The sequence below is a fragment of the Bacillus sp. iso_77 genome, assembly GCF_056173625.1.
In genome coordinates, this window is record NZ_CM149683.1 from 480,252 (window position 1) to 500,589 (window position 20,338).

The 20,338-nt window shown below is 42.9% G+C and carries 23 protein-coding genes and 1 pseudogene; 15 read left to right on the top strand and 9 right to left on the bottom strand.

Going from position 1 to position 20,338, the window contains the following annotated elements:
• Positions 1 to 6: 6 nt before the first annotated feature.
• Positions 7 to 471: an FMN-binding protein gene (locus AC0VYC_RS02280; RefSeq protein WP_041508268.1), complete on the bottom strand. Its 465-nt coding sequence runs from the start codon at positions 469 to 471 to the stop codon at positions 7 to 9.
• Between the two features lie 343 nt (positions 472 to 814).
• Here AC0VYC_RS02280 and AC0VYC_RS02285 point away from each other — a divergent pair, with 343 nt between their 5' ends.
• Positions 815 to 1,207, top strand: coding sequence for a RidA family protein (locus tag AC0VYC_RS02285; RefSeq protein ID WP_475389335.1), 393 nt, complete (start codon positions 815 to 817; stop codon positions 1,205 to 1,207).
• Positions 1,208 to 1,251: 44 nt separating this feature from the next.
• On the opposite strand, the gene AC0VYC_RS02290 is transcribed toward AC0VYC_RS02285, so the two are convergent.
• From AC0VYC_RS02290 to AC0VYC_RS02300, 3 genes are read right to left on the bottom strand one after another with little or no spacing between them, the layout of a single operon-like run.
• Positions 1,252 to 1,494: a DUF2651 family protein gene (locus tag AC0VYC_RS02290; protein ID WP_024720212.1), complete on the bottom strand. Its 243-nt coding sequence runs from the start codon at positions 1,492 to 1,494 to the stop codon at positions 1,252 to 1,254.
• Positions 1,495 to 1,525: 31 nt separating this feature from the next.
• Complete coding sequence (locus AC0VYC_RS02295) at positions 1,526 to 1,819, bottom strand: DUF5316 family protein (RefSeq protein WP_017358499.1); 294 nt, start codon at positions 1,817 to 1,819, stop codon at positions 1,526 to 1,528.
• A gap of 25 nt (positions 1,820 to 1,844) precedes the next feature.
• Positions 1,845 to 2,222, bottom strand: coding sequence for a VOC family protein (locus AC0VYC_RS02300; RefSeq protein ID WP_058336799.1), 378 nt, complete (start codon positions 2,220 to 2,222; stop codon positions 1,845 to 1,847).
• 200 nt (positions 2,223 to 2,422) lie between these two features.
• Here AC0VYC_RS02300 and AC0VYC_RS02305 point away from each other — a divergent pair, with 200 nt between their 5' ends.
• The 8 genes from AC0VYC_RS02305 to AC0VYC_RS02340 all read left to right on the top strand — a co-directional run bounded on the left by AC0VYC_RS02305 (position 2,423) and on the right by AC0VYC_RS02340 (position 9,082).
• Positions 2,423 to 2,674 (top strand): excalibur calcium-binding domain-containing protein, encoded by a 252-nt coding sequence (locus tag AC0VYC_RS02305; RefSeq protein ID WP_370539175.1) that lies wholly within the window; start codon positions 2,423 to 2,425, stop codon positions 2,672 to 2,674.
• 103 nt (positions 2,675 to 2,777) lie between these two features.
• Entirely contained in the window at positions 2,778 to 3,557 is a 780-nt protein-coding gene (locus AC0VYC_RS02310; protein ID WP_370539173.1) for a Cof-type HAD-IIB family hydrolase, read from the top strand.
• A gap of 173 nt (positions 3,558 to 3,730) precedes the next feature.
• Positions 3,731 to 4,489, top strand: a complete 759-nt coding sequence (locus AC0VYC_RS02315; RefSeq protein ID WP_342501801.1) for a LamB/YcsF family protein — start codon at positions 3,731 to 3,733, stop codon at positions 4,487 to 4,489.
• Between the two features lie 24 nt (positions 4,490 to 4,513).
• Complete coding sequence (locus tag AC0VYC_RS02320; protein ID WP_007498097.1) at positions 4,514 to 5,731, top strand: NRAMP family divalent metal transporter; 1,218 nt, start codon at positions 4,514 to 4,516, stop codon at positions 5,729 to 5,731.
• Between the two features lie 4 nt (positions 5,732 to 5,735).
• Entirely contained in the window at positions 5,736 to 6,527 is a 792-nt protein-coding gene (locus AC0VYC_RS02325; protein ID WP_256689015.1) for a putative hydro-lyase, read from the top strand.
• Between the two features lie 19 nt (positions 6,528 to 6,546).
• Complete coding sequence (pxpB, locus tag AC0VYC_RS02330) at positions 6,547 to 7,293, top strand: 5-oxoprolinase subunit PxpB (RefSeq protein ID WP_024720220.1); 747 nt, start codon at positions 6,547 to 6,549, stop codon at positions 7,291 to 7,293.
• Positions 7,290 to 8,294, top strand: coding sequence for a 5-oxoprolinase subunit C family protein (locus AC0VYC_RS02335; protein WP_256689016.1), 1,005 nt, complete (start codon positions 7,290 to 7,292; stop codon positions 8,292 to 8,294). Before pxpB ends, AC0VYC_RS02335 begins: the two co-directional genes overlap by 4 nt.
• A 14-nt stretch (positions 8,295 to 8,308) precedes the next feature.
• Positions 8,309 to 9,082: an IclR family transcriptional regulator gene (locus AC0VYC_RS02340; protein ID WP_047946144.1), complete on the top strand. Its 774-nt coding sequence runs from the start codon at positions 8,309 to 8,311 to the stop codon at positions 9,080 to 9,082.
• Positions 9,083 to 9,116: 34 nt separating this feature from the next.
• Here AC0VYC_RS02340 and AC0VYC_RS02345 read toward each other — a convergent pair whose 3' ends face one another.
• The gene (locus tag AC0VYC_RS02345) at positions 9,117 to 9,752 is read right to left on the bottom strand and encodes an FMN-dependent NADH-azoreductase (protein ID WP_024720223.1); all 636 of its coding nucleotides are present in this window, start codon (positions 9,750 to 9,752) and stop codon (positions 9,117 to 9,119) included.
• 413 nt (positions 9,753 to 10,165) lie between these two features.
• On the opposite strand from AC0VYC_RS02345, the gene AC0VYC_RS02350 reads away from it, so the two are divergent.
• From AC0VYC_RS02350 to AC0VYC_RS02360, 3 genes are all read left to right on the top strand, one after another.
• The gene (locus tag AC0VYC_RS02350; protein ID WP_034647842.1) at positions 10,166 to 10,792 is read left to right on the top strand and encodes a GDSL-type esterase/lipase family protein; all 627 of its coding nucleotides are present in this window, start codon (positions 10,166 to 10,168) and stop codon (positions 10,790 to 10,792) included.
• Positions 10,793 to 10,885: 93 nt separating this feature from the next.
• Positions 10,886 to 11,968, top strand: a complete 1,083-nt coding sequence (locus AC0VYC_RS02355) for a C45 family autoproteolytic acyltransferase/hydolase (RefSeq protein ID WP_024720224.1) — start codon at positions 10,886 to 10,888, stop codon at positions 11,966 to 11,968.
• Between the two features lie 121 nt (positions 11,969 to 12,089).
• Positions 12,090 to 14,177 (top strand): BglG family transcription antiterminator, encoded by a 2,088-nt coding sequence (locus AC0VYC_RS02360; protein WP_008347174.1) that lies wholly within the window; start codon positions 12,090 to 12,092, stop codon positions 14,175 to 14,177.
• A gap of 16 nt (positions 14,178 to 14,193) precedes the next feature.
• Here the strand turns inward: AC0VYC_RS02360 and AC0VYC_RS02365 are convergent, their stop codons facing one another.
• Positions 14,194 to 14,805, bottom strand: coding sequence for a class I SAM-dependent methyltransferase (locus AC0VYC_RS02365; RefSeq protein WP_024720226.1), 612 nt, complete (start codon positions 14,803 to 14,805; stop codon positions 14,194 to 14,196).
• A gap of 155 nt (positions 14,806 to 14,960) precedes the next feature.
• On the opposite strand from AC0VYC_RS02365, the pseudogene AC0VYC_RS02370 reads away from it, so the two are divergent.
• Together AC0VYC_RS02370 and AC0VYC_RS02375 are read left to right on the top strand one after the other, a co-directional pair.
• Positions 14,961 to 15,829, top strand: a pseudogene (locus AC0VYC_RS02370) (SDR family oxidoreductase).
• Positions 15,830 to 16,125: 296 nt separating this feature from the next.
• Positions 16,126 to 16,548, top strand: coding sequence for a pyridoxamine 5'-phosphate oxidase family protein (locus AC0VYC_RS02375; protein WP_216896158.1), 423 nt, complete (start codon positions 16,126 to 16,128; stop codon positions 16,546 to 16,548).
• Positions 16,549 to 17,141: 593 nt separating this feature from the next.
• On the opposite strand, the gene AC0VYC_RS02380 is transcribed toward AC0VYC_RS02375, so the two are convergent.
• The gene (locus AC0VYC_RS02380) at positions 17,142 to 17,324 is read right to left on the bottom strand and encodes a hypothetical protein (protein ID WP_008347162.1); all 183 of its coding nucleotides are present in this window, start codon (positions 17,322 to 17,324) and stop codon (positions 17,142 to 17,144) included.
• A gap of 13 nt (positions 17,325 to 17,337) precedes the next feature.
• Complete coding sequence (locus AC0VYC_RS02385) at positions 17,338 to 17,556, bottom strand: hypothetical protein (RefSeq protein ID WP_082708258.1); 219 nt, start codon at positions 17,554 to 17,556, stop codon at positions 17,338 to 17,340.
• 160 nt (positions 17,557 to 17,716) lie between these two features.
• Between AC0VYC_RS02385 and AC0VYC_RS02390 the strand changes: the two genes are divergently transcribed.
• The gene (locus AC0VYC_RS02390; RefSeq protein ID WP_475389343.1) at positions 17,717 to 19,966 is read left to right on the top strand and encodes a hypothetical protein; all 2,250 of its coding nucleotides are present in this window, start codon (positions 17,717 to 17,719) and stop codon (positions 19,964 to 19,966) included.
• Positions 19,967 to 20,026: 60 nt separating this feature from the next.
• On the opposite strand, the gene AC0VYC_RS02395 is transcribed toward AC0VYC_RS02390, so the two are convergent.
• Positions 20,027 to 20,323, bottom strand: a complete 297-nt coding sequence (locus tag AC0VYC_RS02395; RefSeq protein WP_034664017.1) for a DUF3817 domain-containing protein — start codon at positions 20,321 to 20,323, stop codon at positions 20,027 to 20,029.
• Between the last annotated feature and the right edge of the window lie 15 nt (positions 20,324 to 20,338).

Sequence of the window (20,338 nt, forward strand, 5' to 3'; positions counted from 1 at the left end):
TCCTCTCTATGCCTTTGCCTGCTCTAAAGCCTGAGCAACGGCTGTTTCAAAATCCTGAGTACTTAATGTTGCGCCACTCACCGTATCTACATCAGCACTTTGTCTGATGACCACTTCATTGGGTAATGATGAAATGGAGCTTTGTCCGTATCTAGTGTTATCACTCGTAATCTCGACAGAAGTGATATTTCCTTGTTTGATGGTAACAGATACACTGATAGAGCCAATCTCATTTGATCCAGTACCAGAGAAAGTACCATCCGTGAGTTCAGTTTCTGAAGTGGTATCTTCTGTTTGAGTGGCGGTAGTATCTGATGTGAGAGATGTATGATTTGAAGAAGCGTCTGCTTGTGTATTTGATTGTGCTGTTTGAACGGCTTGCGCGTGATGGGTAGTTGCATAACCAGTGATGTATAAGCTGCTGATAGCTGCGGTGCAAAGACTAATCATTTTCTTATTTATTTTTGCCATGATGTATCCTACCTCCTATTACGATCTACTATATAGAAGAAATTTGAACAAACCATGAACAAGAAAAGAACGATTTTAGATAATAGGCAATAAGAATCAAGATATTACACGTTATCGTTTATTTTTGACTGTAGTTCATTTATCAGGTAGGATGAAATGAATTTAAACCTTGCTCACGCAATCAAAAAGGAGTGTTTCGTCCATGAAAAAGAAAATATTGATGTTCTTACCTTGTGGCTACGGATACTCCACTGCTGTTTTCTTTTAGGATAGACAAAAATTGGTGAAGTCTGTCTACAGGAAGAAAAACACGCAGAAAAATCATAGTGAGTGAGGGATTTACATGGAGAAAATCACGAGAAAAAACCCAGAAAGTATGCCGAAACCCGTTGGCAACTACAGTCATATCACAAGGGTGCCAAAGGGTGCGGGGTTATTTGTGACATCAGGTCAAGTAGGGACAGGAGCGGATGGACAGATCCCATCAAGCTTAAACGACCAAGTCACCAATACGTTTGAAAATATAAAGAGAATCCTTGCATCAGAAGGGTTAAATGAAGAACACGTCATCAAAGTCAATATTTGGGCAACAGAAGAAATTGATTGGGATCATCTATATCCACAGTGGGATGCAATCTTCAAAACGGCATATCCATCAATGACCGTTGCCTATGTGACTGCATTAGAGTGGCCAGAGCTGAAAATCGAAATAGAGCTATGGTGTGCCGATATTTAATCAAAAAAAGAACAGTGCAAACTGTTCTTTTTTTTGATGAGTATTTATGAAACAGCTTTGAATCGCTTTGTAATGAATGCACCGAGAAATGCACAGGCTGTGTAGATGATGACCCAAATCAGAAAGGTTTTATTTCCACCAATAGAGGTGAACATCAGAATCATACTCGCAACCAGCACAATCAATGTAGGAAACCAAATGTTCTTTAAAAACAATGTGCCGAAAATACCAATCAGCACAGAGATCATAGGGAAACCAAATACAACGAATAAGACAAAAACAGCCATGTTAATTACTCCTTTGAACCAAATCAACTATTTACATAAAAACATATAACAGTGCTGCACCCATATGCGGAAGGGCAAAAATGATGAAAAGAAAAGCCGTATCAAGACGAAACATCCGGTGTTCTTTTGTTTCAGAGTGATAGGCCGCTCGTGCCTCTTCCCCGTTGGTCCATGCACCCATAAGAAATCCAGATGCAACGAACGCAATAATAGAGATTCCACCACTGACAAACCCAATCCATTCATGGTGCTGTAATATGAGCGCCGCACTGCAAATCAACAGCATGGAGCAAACACCAGCAAAAAAAGCATGTTTCTTTCTCATTATGCTTCACTCCTTCAGACAGCTATTAGGAGACCGCATCACATATTTCAATGAAATGTCCATCAGGATCAGACACATAACTGACCGTTTGTCCCCACGGCTTCTTGGCAGGTTCCTTGATGACAGGTACTCCTTTTTCCTTCAAGGATGCAATTGTTTCATTCACATCATCCACAACAAAGCCAATCTCAAACGTTTGTGACGAGCTAACTGCCTCTGGAACAGGCAGACCAAGTGACTCTTTCACATCTTGGCGTGAATTAATCGATAAAGTCACTTCTCCTGTATCAAACTCAACATAGGATTCAACTCTTAATTTAATCGGGAAACCGAGGATATGATGGTAGAACTGAATACTTGCTTCAACATCGTTTACATATAGAATGGTATATTTCATTTTCATGTGGAAAGCTCCTCTCTTCATATACGTGTCAAAACCGGAAAGGTTTCCCACTCATTTTACCACATAGGCAATAAGATTCATTTAATTCCAAAAAAAACAATATTCCTACCTCAATCGTCTTGAAAAACAAAATGTGGTGACATATGATAAAAATGTAAAATGAGAAAAAATAGGGGGGAACTTACATGTTGAAAAAAATCATGGTGGCTGTCATATCTTTCGGTCTTTTACTTAGCTTTACACAAGTTGACACTCACACAGCGGATGCAAAGACAGTCAAGTACAAAAACTGCAAAGCACTCAACAAAGTGTATAAAGGCGGCGTGGCAAAAAGCAAAAATACGAAAAACAAAGGTGGAAAAACGAAGTACAAGCCTTATGTATCAAAAGCACTCTACTTAAAAAATAAACACCTTGACCGTGATAAAGACGGCATCGCATGTGAACGTTAAGAAGAAGAAAAAAGACCTGTCACAAGGTCTTTTTTCTTTGGGATCAAACTCGTCCCTTTGTGCCATCTTCATCTTTATATTAAAATAAAGATAGATTCAAAAAATGATACAAAGTGGGGTACTCAATTTGTCAACACAAGCTGATAAGAAAGACATCCGATTGATTGCCATTGATATGGATGGCACGCTGTTAAACAGTGAGCACGTCATTCCTGAGGAAAATAAACAAGCCATTAAAGAAGCAGAAGCCAAAGGGGTCCATGTGGTGATTAGCACAGGACGTACGCTGATGACATGTCGAGAGCTGGTCGAGCCGCTGAAACTCTCTTCTTATCTTGTCACAGCGAACGGAAGTGAAATTTGGGATTCAAACTTCCAGTTGATCGAACGGGAACTGCTGCATCCCGATCACGTTCAGATGATGTGGGATCTAAAAAACAGATACGAAACCGATTACTGGGCATCTACTGTGGATAAAGTGTGGAGAGGAGAATTCCCAGAACGCATTCATGACCACGAATGGTTGAAATTTGGTTTTGATATTCATGACGATGCTGTTCGTGAGGAAGTCCTCCATACATTGAAAACAAATGGACAGCTAGAAATCACGAATTCCAGTCCAACCAATATTGAAGTCAATGCAGCAGGCATTAACAAAGCGGCAGCTCTTGCAAAAGTAGCAGAACGCATTGGCTGCACAATGGACAACGTCATGTCACTTGGCGACAGTCTGAATGATATGGCGATGATTCAAGAAGCCGGATTAGGCATTGCAATGGGCAATGCACAAGAAGTTGTGAAAGAAGCGGCTGATTGGATTACGGCTCCTAATACAGAGCACGGGGTAGCAAAAGCCATCCAGCATTGGGTGCTGTCTAAATAAGCGAGTAGAAAAAGTGAGAGGACATGACCTCTCACTTTTTTTGTTTTCTACTAGTTCTATTGTTATATTTTCTGACAATTTCATGTGCAGTCTATCCAAAGTTGGTATAATCAATATAAATTCGAATATTCGGACTTTCTATTCCGCAATTCGGAACGACAAGGAGGGGTCCTATGTATCAAGTGGATATTAACTGTGATTTGGGAGAAAGTTTTGGTCAATACACCATCGGTTCAGATGAACAAATTCTTGAATATGTTACCTCAGCCAATATTGCATGCGGTTTTCATGCGGGAGATCCAACTGTGATGAGAAAGACGGTTAAAATGGCACTGGATAAAGGGGTTCAAATTGGTGCACATCCAGGTCTGCAAGATTTAGTCGGTTTTGGCAGACGTCCAATCGCTATCTCAGCAGAGGAAGCCTATGATCTTGTGATCTATCAAATTGGTGCACTATCAGCTTTTCTGAAAGCAGAAGGCGGCATGATGCAGCACGTCAAACCACATGGCGCCCTTTACAACATGGCGGCTAAAAATACTGAATTATCTGAATCAATTGCAAAGGCTGTGTATGATATTGATCCTAACCTTGTGTTATTTGCGCTGTCAGGCAGTGAACTTGCGTCAGCAGGGGAAAGAATCGGTCTTCAAGTGGCACATGAAGTTTTTTCTGATCGGACGTATCAACCAGACGGGACACTGACATCCCGCCGTGAACCTCATGCACTTATTGAAGAGGATGAAAGGGCAGTTCAGCAGGTCATCCGTATGGTAAGAGAGGGGAAAGTGCGGACAGTGCAAGGGGAAGATGTTCAGCTCAAAGCAGATACGGTGTGCATCCACGGGGATGGCAGTCATGCGCTTCAATTTGCAAAAACCATTACAGCGGAGCTAAAAGAAGCCACTATTCAACTCAAGGCCTTTCGATAAATCGTCATCAAAGGGGGAAACAGCATGAAAAGAGAGAAAGCCAAACAGATGAAAGCTCCAAAAGGGAACCGTTCTATGCTGATGGGCGCAGCCTTTTTAATGGCAACGTCCGCCATTGGACCGGGATTTTTAACACAAACAACGGTGTTCACACAGCAGCTCGCAGCTAGCTTTGGGTTTGTCATCTTGATTTCCATTTTACTAGACATTTTTGCGCAAACAAATGTATGGCGTATCATTGCCGTCTCGGAAAAAAGAGGACAGGACATTGCCAATATGGTTCTGCCGGGGCTCGGATATGTGTTAGCCTGTTTGATTGTCATTGGGGGTCTTGCCTTTAATATTGGAAATATCGCTGGTGCGGGTCTCGGTTTTCAGGTCATATTCGGCGTCGATCCCCGCATAGGAGCTGGGGTCAGTGCAGTCATTGCCATTCTCATTTTTGTCATTAAAGAGGCAGGAAAAGCGATGGACCGATTCACACAAATCGCTGGTTTTGTCATGATTGGTCTGATGCTGTATGTGGCTATTTCCACAGCACCGCCAGTTGGAGAAGCGGTCATGAGAACTTTTGTGCCAGAGAAAATTGACATGTTATCCATTGTCACACTTGTCGGCGGAACGGTCGGAGGTTATATCGTTTTTGCTGGTGGTCATCGTCTGCTGGATGCTGGCATTAAGGGGAAGGAAGCATTGCCGCAAGTGACGAAAAGTTCCATTTTCGGTATTTTGATCACATCCGTGATGCGTGTGGCTTTATTTTTAGCCGTTCTAGGAGTTGTCTCAAAAGGCTTACAGATTGATCCGTCGAACCCGCCTGCGTCTGTTTTTCAATTAGCATCTGGAAATGTTGGATATAAAATGTTCGGGATTATTATGTGGGCTGCTGCCATTACCTCAGTCATTGGAGCAGCATACACCTCCGTTTCCTTCTTTAAAACCTTCTCACCAAAAATCGAGAAAAATCAACGAGGCATTATCGTTGGATTCATTGCGCTCTCGACCATTTGTTTTATAACGATTGGAAGACCTGTGAACATATTGATTTTGGTTGGGGCCATCAATGCATTGATCTTGCCGCTTGCACTCGGAACCTTGCTGATTGCTGCTTATAAAAAAGAAATTGTCGGTGATTATCGCCATCCATTCTTTTTGACAGCAACAGGTGCGTTTGTTGTTGTCATCATGGCAATCATGGGCGGATATACCATCATGAATGAAATTCCAAAACTATGGAGCTGATCACATGAAAGCATATCAAACCTATAAGCCGTCACAAATAAGGGAATTGATTCGTAAGCAGAAGATCACAGGACCAACGGCTGGCTTTGCTGAGGGATTTGCGCAAGCCAACTTAATGATCGTCAAAAAAGAGCTGGCCTTCGATTTTCTTTTATTTTGTCAGCGGAATCCGGCTTCGTGTCCTTTGCTTGATGTGCTCGACCCAGGTGATCCAGTGCCAAGGCGTTCAGCACCTGATGCCGATATTCGAACGGATTTCCCTAAATACCGTGTTTACAAAAAAGGGGTTCTTCAAGAAGAGATAACAGATATTTCTTCCTATTGGGAGGATGATATGGTGGGCTTTCTCATCGGATGCAGCTTTACGTTTGAGCATGCACTCATGCTGAATGACATTCCTGTCCGTCATATTGAAAATGGACATAATGTCCCAATGTATCAAACGAACATTTCATGTGAAAGGGCAGGTGTATTCCATGGTCCGATGGTTGTCAGCATGAGGCCGATCCCAGCGCAGCAAGTCACAAGAAGTGTTCAGGTGACGTCTAGATTCCCATCGGTACATGGCGGTCCTATCCATATAGGTGATCCAGCTGTGATTGGCATAGAACATGTAGATCAACCAGACTTTGGAGAGCCATCTGTGATCAAAGAAGGGGAAGTTCCGGTGTTTTGGGCATGTGGTGTGACGCCGCAAGCCATCGTCATGCACACTAAGCCAGACATTGCGATCACCCATGCACCCGGTCATATGTTTATCACAGATGTAAGAGATCAAAAGCTCGGTGTCCTGTAGAAAGAGAGGTGTCATAAGAGTGGCATTTTCAACGATAAAAGATACGATCACGTTCCACCCGCTAGGAGACGCAGCCATTGTCATCCAAGCCGGGACTGACATAAGTGAAGACATTCATGAGCGTGTGAAGCAGCTGTTTTCATGTATTGAACAGCATCCATTTGAAGGATATGTGGAAGCTGTTCAAGCTTTTACAAACGTGACCGTCTTTTATGAGCCCTATAAGGTGTATCAATCTGCTCAGCTTAAGCAACGTGCGATCTCTCCGTATGAATGGGTCAAAGACTATATTGAAAACCTCCTTGAAGACAACTGGCAGGAGGGGAATCAGGCAAAGCGCCGGATCGTCGACATTCCTGTATGTTATGGAGGAGAGCTCGGCCCTGACTTAGAAGAAGTCGCCCGTATCAATGATTTGACGCCTGAAGAAGTTGTACGCATTCACACCTCCGGGACGTATCTTGTCTATATGATTGGGTTTGCTCCTGGGTTTCCGTTTTTAGGCGGACTTTCTGAAAAAATTGCAGCTCCGCGCAGACAAACACCAAGAATGTCGATTCCAAAAGGATCTGTGGGTATTGCGGGGAAGCAGACAGGGGTTTATCCGATATCTACACCCGGAGGCTGGCAGCTCATTGGACAAACCCCTTTGTCTTTATTTCGACCGAATGCTGAGAGACCTAGTCTACTAAAGGCAGGGGACGAGGTTCGATTTGTTCAACTGTCTGAAAAGGAATTTTTCAGCATGAAGGAGGAAGATCGTTGAGTATTCATGTCATCAAGCCAGGAATGTTCACCACCATTCAAGATAAAGGGAGAATAGGCTATCAGAAGTACGGTGTGTTAACGAGCGGCGGCATGGACCCGCTCTCACTCCGAATCGCCAACATCCTCACCGGGAATCAAGAAAAAGAAGCGGTGCTGGAAATCACTTTAATGGGGCCCGGCCCAGTGTTGACATGTCAGAAGGATCAGCTGATTGCCTTGACCGGTGCTGATGTGGAGATTGAGATTGACGGGGAACAAGCGCCTCTATGGAAACCACTCTTCATTCGAGCAGGAAGCACGATCACCTTTGGCCCTTGTAAGAGGGGATGCCGCTCCTACCTCGCTGTAGCCGGTGGATTTGATGTTGAGCCGGTGATGAAAAGTAAAAGTACGTACGTCAGAGCGAAGATAGGCGGGATAGAAGGGCGTCCGCTAGAAAAAGGAGATGTCCTGCCAATTGGAGAACCGTCACCACTGGCGGAGCGCCTCGTTCACATGTTAAAAAGCAAAGGGGAACGTGCGCCAGACTGGACAGTCAATCATGCGCATTTTTTGCCTCTCGGGAAATCACCAGTCATTCGGGTGCTTGCAGGCAGACATTTATCTCATTTTCAGGAAGAATCGCAGCAAGCTTTTTTCGAGCGGTCTTATCAGGTCACTCCCCAATCTGATCGTATGGGATGCAGATTGAAAGGGGAACCGATTCGTTTAAAGCAAAAACTTGAATTGATTTCAGAAGCGGTTGCTTTTGGCTCTATTCAAATTCCTCCTGACGGCCAGCCGATTATTCTGCTCGCAGATCGTCAAACGACAGGTGGATATCCCCGAATTGGTGAGGTGGCAACAGTCGATTTGCCGCTCATTGCGCAGGCGATGCCTGGAGCGAATCTCACGTTTCAACAAATTGGCCGCCAAGAAGCAGAGCAAGCCTTATTCACCCAAGAAGCAGAGATGAAGGACCTGACGGCAAGATTAAAACTCGAAGCATTTTCATTTTAGAAAAGGTGAGAAACATGCAGAACACAAATAAAACCGTTGTGAAATCAATGGAGATATTACGGCTTTTTATCACACACGAACAATTAACGTTAAATGACATGATTGAGCTCTCGAGCATGCCCAAAACATCTGTACACCGAATGGCCAACTCGTTAGCCGATATGGGGTTATTAGAAAAGCATCCTTCAGGTGTTTACCGATTAGGATTAATGTTCCTTGAATACGGTCAGCTTGTCGCAGACCGCCTTGATATCCGTAGAATTGCAAGGCCCTTTATGGAAAACTTGCGTGATGAGGTAGGTGAGGCTGTTCAGCTCATTATTCGTGAAGGAGATGAAGCCATTTATGTGGAGAAAATGGAAGGAACGCAGCCTGTCCGGCTCTATACCGCTGTCGGAAGGAGATCCCCATTATATGCGGGAGCTTGTGCGAGAAGTATTCTCTCCTTTTTGCCAGAGGAAGAGAGACTTGCCTATATTGATTCGGTAGAGCTCGGGAAAATCGGGATCGGAACCATTACCGATAAAGATGTCCTGCGAAACATGATCGAAGAATCAAACAGGCGTGGATATACGTTAAGCTATTCAGAGCTTGAAAACTATACTGCGGCTATTGGAGCGCCCATTTTCAATCATCACGGAGAAGTGGCAGCAGGCATTAGTATTGCAGGGTTTGAGGCTGGCTATCAAAAGGAACGGCTTCCTTATTTAATTGAGCAGGTCAAAAAAGCGGCCAGCGGCATTTCAAAAGAATTAGGTTTTGCAACTGAACAAATAAAAAGCCAATGACCGTTAAGATCATTGGCTTTTTGCGTGTTCATGATTAGAAAGTTTTACCTAAAGCTTTTGCACGTTCGATCGCATCTGCTTTAATTTGTTCTGCTTTTGCAGGCTCAGCATTGTGACCTTCAACAATAAGACCTTCGAAAGAAGGGATACCGAAGAAGTTTGCAATTGTTCCAAGGTAACGGTGACCTGCTTCAAGTTCAGCAGCAGGACCTTCAGTGTAATATCCGCCACGTGCTTGGATGTGCAACGCTTTTTTGTCTGTTAGTAATCCAACAGGACCTTGCTCAGTGTATTTGAATGTTTTACCAGCTACAGCAACAGAGTCGATGTATGCTTTAAGAACTGGTGGGAATGAGAAGTTCCAAAGTGGTGAAACAAATACGTATTTGTCAGCAGAAACGAATTGATCGCTTAATTCGTTTAGGCGAGCAACTTTCGCTTGCTCTTCAGCTGAAAGTGTATCGAAGCCAGCACCAGATTGAAGCTTGCCCCATCCAGCGAATACATCTGCATCAATGTGAGGAATGTTTTCTTTGTACAAATCAATATGTACAACCTCGTCACTTGGATTTGCTTCCTTATAAGATTCGATAAATGCTTTAGCAGTAGCCATACTGTAAGAAACTGTTTCATCATGCGGATGTGCAGTGATGTATAAAACTTTTGCCATGTTCATTCAATCCTTCCTGTTTCAATGATTTTTTTAGTGTATCCCAAAGATACACTGAATATGTGGCATCTTTAATCATATTGGAATGCTATGAAAAAGATGTAACAAGCACAGTTACATAAAAACTGATATTTTCATTGTAATCACTATATAGTTTGAAGTCAAGGTATAAAGTCTTGAAATCAAGATAAAAAGTTTGTAAATTTTTCTGAAACGCTTCAAGTCCGCGATTTAAGCAAAAAAACCTACTCCCATTGAACAAAAAATGGATCGATATCGCAAGTAAAGTGTTTGTAAATGCGCCCATCCTGCGTTTTTGAAAAAAAGGTGGATGACTTTAGGCCATCTGCTACAAGCATTTGCTCTTCTTTTTCGTATATATAAGAGAAGGCAGGAGAGAGTGAGGGATAAGAGTGGGACGATCCTATGTTGCGATTGGAGATTCCTTAACGGTTGGGGTGGGGGCACGTTTATTTGGCGGCGGTTTTACGGAGCGATATGCGGCGAAGCTTGAAAAGAAGCTGCATATACCGGTGAAACTGTCTGTATTTGCGAAATCAGGGTTAACAACGGAAGAAATCTTGCAGCTTTTTCAGCGGTCTGATGTAAGACGGGCGATTGCTCATGCTGACATCATCACCATCACAGGCTGCGGGAATGATCTTGTTCAAGCTGTTCTGCAGTATGAAAAAGGTGAAGATGAAAAGAAACTGCTGCAAGCGTCTATGCATTGTCAGGCGAATTTTAGCAAAATGGTTCAAGAAATCGCTCTGATAAAAAGAGGGCAGCATCAACCATACTGCGTATATTTATTGAATTTATATAATCCTTTTCCTGAGATTCCGATTGCCGAGAGATGGCTGAAGCAATACAACCATCACCTTCGCCAGCTTGCTGCGAATCCACATGTAGAAGTGGTGGATATATACGGTGTATTTGAAGGTCATCAAAGCGCATACTTATCGATTGATCAATTTCATCCGAACCACAAAGGATATGAAGCAATGGCAGAAGCGCTGTTTCAACAATCCTTTAAGTAACTGTGATCCCGCGGGATTACAGTTTTTTTCATTCTTTTAAATGAAGGGCTGTTTCGATATGATAAAAGAAACTAAGACAAAAGAGGTGGATGCATGCAGGAGATGAGTGCGTATTTTCATGAATTGAAAGGAACAGCTTATGAGGTAGGAAAGCAGCAGGCTATTTGGCTGAAGGAACGCCCTTTGCTTAAGAAACAATACATTCAATCAGAACCGTTATCAAAAGAGGCTGTGAAGGAAACAAAGCAGCTGATTCGACCGTTTCTTCCTCAGTTAGAAGAAGAGCTCTCGGGATTTTGTGATGAAATGCAAATAGATGAAAGCGATTTGACCTTTTTCTATTCTTCGCATCTTCAGCCAGGCTGTTCCCATTGTGTGATGCAGGGGAATGAGGCTGCCAATCAACAGACGGTGATGCTGCGCAACTATGATTTTTCTCCGCTGTTTGATGATATGCGTCTTGTATCTACGCATGTGAAGGGCTCAGCAGTCCATACAGGCTCATCATTAATCTTATTTGGTCGATCGGATGGGATGAATGAACATGGTCTATCGGTAACATTTTCTGCATGCGGTCCGCCTGTTGGCAACGAACCAGGCTTAAAGCCGCCTGCTGTTGCTGGCTTGCAAGTATATCATGTCATTCGTGCTGTGCTAGAGTCCTGTAAAACGGTGGAGGATGCCGTCCGTTTGGTACAGGAAATGCCCGTCGCGTCAAATGTTCACCTCATGCTTGCTGACCGGAAGGGAGAGGCGGCTGTGATTGAAATGATAGATGGGCAAAAAAAGGTGAGAAGGCCGGAGCGTGGATTTATTGCGGCTACGAACCATCCGCTCGCTGATCACACGGCAAAAGGGTTGACGAAACATCATTCTGTTGTCAGGTACGACATGTTAATTCAAGCTTTAGAAGAACAGCCGTCAAGCGAGTCTCTTACGGAACTATTTCAGACAGAATACCCTGCTGGTCTGACTGTGCACAATTATGAAGAGCTGTTTGGGACGATGCGAACCGTCATGTTTCGGCCGGAGGAAGGGACGATGGAGTATTGTTTTGGCTCTCCCGTCTATAACCCTACCTATTCATTAAAGGTCGGGGGCACACTGCCATTTCATGAACAAACGATTCAATTTCATCAAAAGGATTATGGACCTTCCTTTTGGAGAAACGTGTGAGTCTTTCATTTTGTCACAGCCTGTGTGCCAAATTTAGATCAACTTCAGGTTGCATCGATCAGTGAAAGCGTTTTATATTAAAGTGTGACAATAGACCTATTTAAGCAGAAGGAGGCATTTCATGTACATAACGGCACGAGAACAGAAAGTGATCAAATATATGATTCAGCAAAATCGTTATGTCACCATTCGTGAGATCGCCGATTCTGTTCAGGTAAGTACAAGAACCATTCATAGAGAACTTAAATCCATTAAACCTATTTTAAAGAATTACAACCTATCACTTGATAAACAGCCGGGGAAGGGCTTGAAGGCGGTCGGTGAACAGGAAGACAAACAGCGGCTTCTGTCTCATATTTCAAATGAAGATCAAATTGAATATAGTTCTGATGAACGGAAGCTCTTAATCCTGTGTGCCCTACTTGAAGCAAAAGAACCGGTGAAATTATATACACTTGCAGCCGACTTGCAGGTCACAAATGCGACCATCAGCTACGACTTAGATGAACTGACGGACTGGATCGCTCCTTACGGTTTACTGCTTATCCGCAAGCGTGGGTACGGCATTGAATTAAAAGGACCGGAGGAAGCCAAACGAAAAATTGTCGGGAACCTGATCGTTGACCGTCTCGACATTCAATTATTTCTCGAAACGATTGAGATGAATATTAAACATCGAACGAAAGCGACTGAAAAGGTGTTTGGGGTAGTCAGTCGAGGACAGCTGCTCAAGGTAGAAAGGCTGCTCTTTCATTTGAAAAACAGACTCTCTCTCTCGTTGTCAGATAGTGCCTATATTGCACTTGTCGTTCACTTAACCTATGCCATTGAACGCATTCAAATCGGTGAAACCATTCGGATGGAAGAGGAAGAATTGCTTGAATTAAAGCGGACGAAGGAATTTGAATCTTCACTCAGAATCGCGCGAGCATTAGAACGCATGTTTAATGTAGAGATTCCTGAAGCTGAAGTTGGATACATGACCATCCATTTGCGCAGTGCAAATCGAAGCTTTACGGCAGAATACCGCATTGATGAGATTGAGTTAGATATCGCGCTGAGAACGAAGAAACTCATTGACTTTATTTCTCATAAAACAGGCTATCATTTAAATGAAAACGATTCATTGTATGAGGGACTCGTGTCTCATCTTGAACCAGCTATGAACCGATTAAAAGAAAAGATGCGGATTTATAATCCGCTCACACAACAAATAAAAAAAGACTACTTCTTGCTGTTCATGGCGATTGAAGAAGGTGTGGAGCGCTTCTTTCCTGAGATCGAATTTCCAGAGGATGAAATTGCCTTTATCGTGCTTCATTTTGGTTCGGTGCTTGAAATTAAAAAAGAAGAAACCAAGATTCATGCATTGGTCGTTTGCTCAAGCGGTATCGGTTCGTCAAAAATGCTCGCATCACGATTAAAAAAAGAATTGCCTGAGATCGCCAAATTCGATCTATCTTCCTTAATGGAGCTAAAGGAAATCGACGCTGCGAGCTATGACATGATCGTATCAACCGTGCCGATCCCCTATGAGCATATTGATTACATTATGGTCAGCCCGCTCTTAAACGAGGATGACGCAGTGCGGGTCAAGTCTCATATTAAACGAAAAATTCCTTATCTGATTGAGAAAAAAAGAGCGCAGGAATCTGCAAAAGAATCGGTGGAGGAAACGGTTGATATGATAGGAATGGCAGAGCAAATCACGAATTATATGTCAGTGATTCGCAGCATCTTGTCCCATTTTACAATCGAAAAAAAGAAGACGACAGAGCAGCATGAGTCAACAATGAGAGAGCTGATGCGTCAGGTTGAAAGTCAAGGCTATTTAGAACGTGCAGACGAAGTGACAGCCGGTTTGCTTGAGCGTGAGCAGCAAGGTGGTTTAGGCATTCCAGGAACCGAGTTTGCTCTTTTTCACTTAAAGCATGATCTCATTAAGAAACCGGTCTTTCATATCTATGATCTTGATGAGGCATACGAGATCAAAAGCATGGATGGCGGGCAGCAGCTCATGTCCAGAATGCTCCTCATGCTGGCGCCGCTAGAGCTTGGCAAAGAAGGGTCTGAAATGTTTAGCCTGATCAGTTCATCCATCATTGAAAGCGAAGAAAGCATGGCACTTTATGGACAAGGAACAAAGGAAGAGATTGAACAGAAATTACATCAACTTTTTTATCAATTTGTCAAAGAGGCAAAATGGTAAGAAAAAAGCCGAGAGCTTATTCGCTTCTCGGCTTTTTTGCTGTGACACAGACAGCGAGGGTGGGACGAATCTCCTCATATTCAACAGAAAACTGATCAAATCCAGCAAATTCTAAATCATTGAGGATGCTTTCGCTCATTTCTTTTGTTCGATTGGCGTCCGCTCCTTTTTCTCTTGGTTGCATCACAATGACGAGTGTTCCACCCGGCTTCAAGGTGTGATAAAGGTTGAGTGCGCCAGCCTTTGGGTCATCCCAAATCGTATAATTGTTAACAGAAAGTACTTTGTCATACTGATCCGCCGGCAGGCGCGTTTTTTCAATTTTCCCGACATACAGCCGGACCTGCTTCTCTTTGGATCGTTTCTTTATACGCGAATGCGCCTGTTCCTTCATAGTTGAAGAAGCATCTAGTCCATCAATGTGAAGATCGTCAAAATGCTTGAGCATATGTTTGATGCTATAGCCGGGGCCATAGCCTATTTCCAATATGTTTTCACCATCTGATAAATCTAAATGCTGGATCGCCCATTGATTCAGTGCCTTATTTTCATTTGCCATAATAAAACCTGCGATGCTTCCGAGCCAGCCTTTTGGTCTGCTAAAGGTTTTAGAAATGGTTGACAGCATGTGAGAACGCTCCTTTTTTATGTTTATGTAACCGATTTTTCCCATCATGAAACCTGTCAGTTTTCAAAACGCATCGATGACGCATAGGGATGTTTGAGTGAAAAAATGAAGTGGTAATGAAAGGATACATCAACAAATCAAGGAGGAGCTTACACATGGATTTACGTGAATACTTAACAAATGGCATTCCGCGCCAAACGCAGGATCAGCAGCCAGGCAGTGAAAGAGAAATGAATCCTGCGCCGATTATGAGGATGAATCGTATAAAGGGTCTGGTAAGCTAAAAGGAAAAGTAGCGCTGATTACAGGTGGAGACAGCGGAATTGGACGTGCCGTTTCTGTCGCATATGCCAAAGAAGGAGCTCATGTCGCGATCGTATACTTAAATGAACATGAGGATGCAGAGGATACGCAAAAACGTGTAGAACAGGAAGGCGTCAAATGTTTAACAATTGCAGGGGATGTCGGGGACGAAGCCTTTTGCGAGAAAGCGGTAGAAAAGACAGTTGAAGCCTTTGGACAGCTGGACATCTTAGTCAATAATGCGGCCGAACAGCATCCGAAAGAACGTATTCAAGATATTTCTAGTGAACAGCTTCACCAAACCTTTAGAACCAATTTCTATTCTTATTTTTATTTTACGAAGAAGGCACTCGATTACTTAAAACCGGGAAGTTCCATTATTAATACAACATCTATTAACCCGTATCGAGGCAACAAAGTGCTCATTGATTATACGGCGACAAAAGGGGCCATCAACGGCTTTACTCGTTCTATGGCACAGTCGCTTGTGAAAGATGGAATTCGGGTAAACGGTGTAGCACCCGGTCCAATTTGGACACCACTCATCCCATCTACATTTGATGAAGACAGTGTCGAAAGCTTCGGGGCCGAGACCCCAATGGGAAGACCAGGACAGCCTGTGGAGCATGTAGGCTGCTATGTACTGCTTGCTTCGGACGAATCGTCTTATATGACGGGACAGACACTTCATGTCAACGGCGGTTCCTTTATGAATACATGATCAATAGCACGCCGCCCAGATTTAATTGGGCGGTGTGTTTAGTATTTCTTCCGATTCTTCTGTACAGATGAGACAGACCATATGATAATGCCCACAACAACCGCTGCAATAACAAGTGAACTCAAATGGAACATCGTTTTATGATGCATATTCAACTACTTCCCCTTTCAATGTATCCGTTTTTTATAGCATCAGCTAGAAGATGTCTTTTTATGAAAAACACATTTCTTTGTTTAATGAATGGATTGTCGTGGAAACCTAAGAGTACGGATGACATTTTGAAGGAGTGAAGATACATGTCACAAGAAGAGTTAAAGAAAAAGGTAATGAACTTATTAGACGAACAAAAAGTGGGAACATTGGCGACTGTTGAACAAGATAAGCCGCATACCCGCTATATGACTTTTTTTCATGAAGGGCTGACATTATATACACCAACAAGCAAAGAAACACATAAAGCTGATGAGATTGAAAAAAATCCGAATGTTCATATTCTCATTGGTTATTCAGGTGAAGGATTTGGGGACACATATGCAGAAATCGCAGGTAAAGCCACATTAACGGATGATCCAGAACTGATCGACCGCCTTTGGTCTGATGAGATGGAGAAATGGTTTAAAGGAAAAGATGATCCAAACTTAGTGATCCTTAAGATTGACCCAACCTCCATTCGTTATATGAACGAAGGAAACCGGACACCAGCAGAATTATCACTTTAACACTTGCGTAATTTGGGGGAACGTGTTATAGTTTTATATTAAGTGTTGAAATAGCAAATAAATAAAGAAAGTAAACTTTCTTTTTTCTATGACATAATGAGAAGCAATAGAGCTTCTACTTGATAAGAACGAGACGCTGTCAAAGCGAACAAACTTATTCTTTTCCTTTTGCAACCGCCCCCTATAAAAGCGGAAGAATGGAAAAAAGACGTTTTGATTTACAATTCACACTGGCACGGCTTCGGAGCCGTAAGGACGAATGAGAGGTAGGGCTTTCGTTGTCTTGTTATCCAGAACTTCCATGGCGTTTACTTTCAAACGTAGGTTCACTCGGAACACATATGACACACTGATATGATCGAATCTTAATTTATACACTCCGTGACGGAGATTAAACATTGATTATTTATTTGCATGAAAAGAGTAAGAAACGGGCTGCCATCTATTTGGCAGCCTTTTTACGTTTTAAACAATAAAATAGGAAAAAGGAAGATAAAAGCGGATACCGTCCGCATGATATCTCCTTCAAAAAGATCCGTCGCCAACAATAGAACAACGAACACTCATCGACAGAAAGAGGAAATGCTTCATCATTACTCACTTCGCCCTTTCTTCTGATACCTCCAAATCCGGCCAATAAAAAAGAACATCACCGTAAACAAAATAGAGAAGATCAACATGTCCAGCAGTGTCACACCTCTATCTGGATGCACAACCCCAAACCAAACCCATTGAAGAACAAAAGAGATAGCAAAATAAAAGATGGATTCTTTCATGAAATTCTCCTTTTTACTTGTTTTTTTGACTGTTTAGCCACACCAACCAGATGAAAAAGGAACAAATGGCGCATGCGAGCAAAGTGACAGGCGGCAAGGTGTACCAGCTAGTCAGCCCCTTTACAAAGCACATATAAAAAAAGAAAATGGTAATAGATACGAGCACCCCTTGCTTGAACCAACGGGGAACACGCAGCCAAGCCGCTAGAATGATCGATGATAGCTTATCCATTGAGATAACATCCTTTTTTTGAATCTGATTGGATTTTATCGTAAATAATCAAATATGTAAAATATGGATTTAGAAAGTTGGAATGGTATTCTGCTAGCATGAAACATTCTCGCTGCACTGACGTATAAGAAAAAGGAACTCCATGAAAGGAAGCGATCAAGTGAAAAGAATACCAGTGATTTTCCTCAGGTATATTGTCTTCTTTATTCCAGCAATCATTCTTAGTGTCTTGGTGTGGAACCATTACCAAGATGATTTGTCAGCAGGGAAAGCGACGCAATATGACGTCAAACAAATATTTACATTCGATGAAGGAAAACGAGTGGTGAGTGCTGTATCAAAAAACCAGCAGCTCCATTTTGCAATGTATGATCCTCAATCAGGAAAAAGAATCAGTGAATGGACCACGGAAAGCGATACGTTTAATGAAATGTTGCCATCTATTCAAGGGAACAACCTCTTACTTGCTTTAAAAAATAAAGAGGGGCAGCTGTTGATCGAGAAACTAACGCCGAGCGGGGAAAAGAAAGAGCTCGTTAAGCAAAATCTACAGATTCCCTCGTTTTTAAAAACGAATACATATCAATGGAATGGACGGCTCTTGTTTACAGGAGAGAGGGAAGGTGCCGCTGCAGTCCTCGGTGAGCTAAAGAATGGTCAGTTTCATGTGCACAATCTCAACGAGCTAAAGCTGCCAGCAAGACCTGTTTCCATCGATGTCGTCATGAATTCTTTTAGAGGGCAGACCCCATTCCCTATGTTTGAATTGACTTTGAAAAATGACCAGAAGGCGTATGTCAGCGGAATCTCAAACGAGAAGCATCAGCTTGGGGTCTATGTCTCCAAAAGTGCAGAACCGTTCAGCCTCATTGAAGATAAAGTCGTGCAGCAGCTGCAAAAAACGATCGGCTCATCACAAAACGTGGCTGTCGCTGTCGAATCCAACTATCCAAAAAGACCAAGGAAAGTGGATGCAGAGGGAAGGCTTGGGGAAGTCGTCCCAACACCAAAACCGATTTACCAAACCTTTATCTACCAGCTGAATGAAGAAGAAGTTCTTCTTGCAGGCTCTACAGCAAAGGACGAAGCAAAAGGCAAGCTGACTGGTTATATTTATAATCATCGCACAAATAAGGCGACGTCTGCCAGCAAGCTTTTTCAGTCGTTGTCATATGAATCTTTACAAAAAGAAGATCTCTCTTTTCATAAAAATGTGAAGAGCGATTGGCTCTATTATTCACTTGGCAACCAATTATCGGGGGCATTTGAGGCGAAAAGCAAACAGCTAAAGGAATTCCCTTTGCAAAAGGTCATCTCAATCGAAAATGCTAGTCCAGCCCACCAAACGTCTGTTGACACCTTTATGCAATATGTCATGAAGGGCGGACCACTCATTCTCAACTGGGCGATATGGCTCTTTATCCCACTGCTGTTATTTGTGCTAGCGATCTTCCTGCCGCCGATTTTGAGACTGGTGAGAAAGAACAAGATCAAGGACAGTGTCACATTAGAAGCCAATATTGTATCTGTCAAAGAAACGGGTACCTACATCAATGAACAGCCGCTGGTCAACATGCAGCTTCAATTTCAATATGATGGGGAAAATATCGAGAAGGCGGTTAAAACGGTTGTATCCTATACTCAGATACCGCAGCCGGGTCAGCGTATCGCCATTCTCTACAATCCGAAAAAGAAAAAAGCGATGCTCTTAAAAGAGGGTGACTTCTCGCAGCCAAGCGAGCCAAAGTTCATCAAAGGCGCTATTTTAAGAAACATAGAATCATATGGAACCGTAGGACGAGGCACCGTCTTATCACTTACATTTGAAGCAGATCAGAAAAGGTATACCATTCCGATGATTCAAGCCGCTGGTTTTGAGTTTAGAACAGGAGAAAAAGCTGATCTCGTTGACATCAACGGCCAGCTCAAAATGGCAGCCTATGGTCATGAAGTGCGGAATCGATCGGGGAAAGATGTGACGTTAACAGGAACGATCCAGCGTGTGAAGCAATATCCAATGGCCATCCATGAACAAAAGCCAATTCAGCTTGATGTGTCGGTTTCAAACGGAGATGAGTCTATCACAAAAACGGTCAGCCAATTCATCCCTGATCATATGCAGGTCGCAGCCGGCACTCAAATCACGATCCAGACAAAGAAAGAAGAGCTGGATAGAGAAATGGGTCTTATGCAAGAGAAACAAGGAAGTGCAAAAGTGACCCATGTCACATTTTCCGGTGTCATCGGCAACCAGCCGTTAGCGATCATTCAGGTTGAGAGAGATGGCATCATGTATGAAGTGAAGCAGCCAATCGATCCAATCACTAGCGTCTTGCCTGGTGATGAATTATGGGTGGCGTATCACGACATGACGCGTCAAGCAGCCATTGTGAAATATGCATCGATTTAAAAAAGCGTTCCCCAGCGTGAAAAAAAGGGCTAAAACGAATTTCGTTTTAGCCCTTTTTGATTAAGCTTTTGTATCATATTGGCGGAGCACCTTATCGTAGGCGAAGTTACCGAAAGGAATGAAAGCCGCAAAAAAACCAGCGATGGACCATTTCAAATGCCAGCGAACTTTAAAGGTCACATATGCCAAAACGAGCATATAGATGACAAACAATGCGCCATGAAGAGAGCCTACAATAGTGACTGCCATCGGAATATCCGCAAAATATTTTAGAGGCATGGCAATTAAAAGAAGGGTTAAAAGAGACATACCCTCAATAAAACCCGCCTGTCGAAGACGGCTAATACTTGTATGCATATACAAATCCTCCTG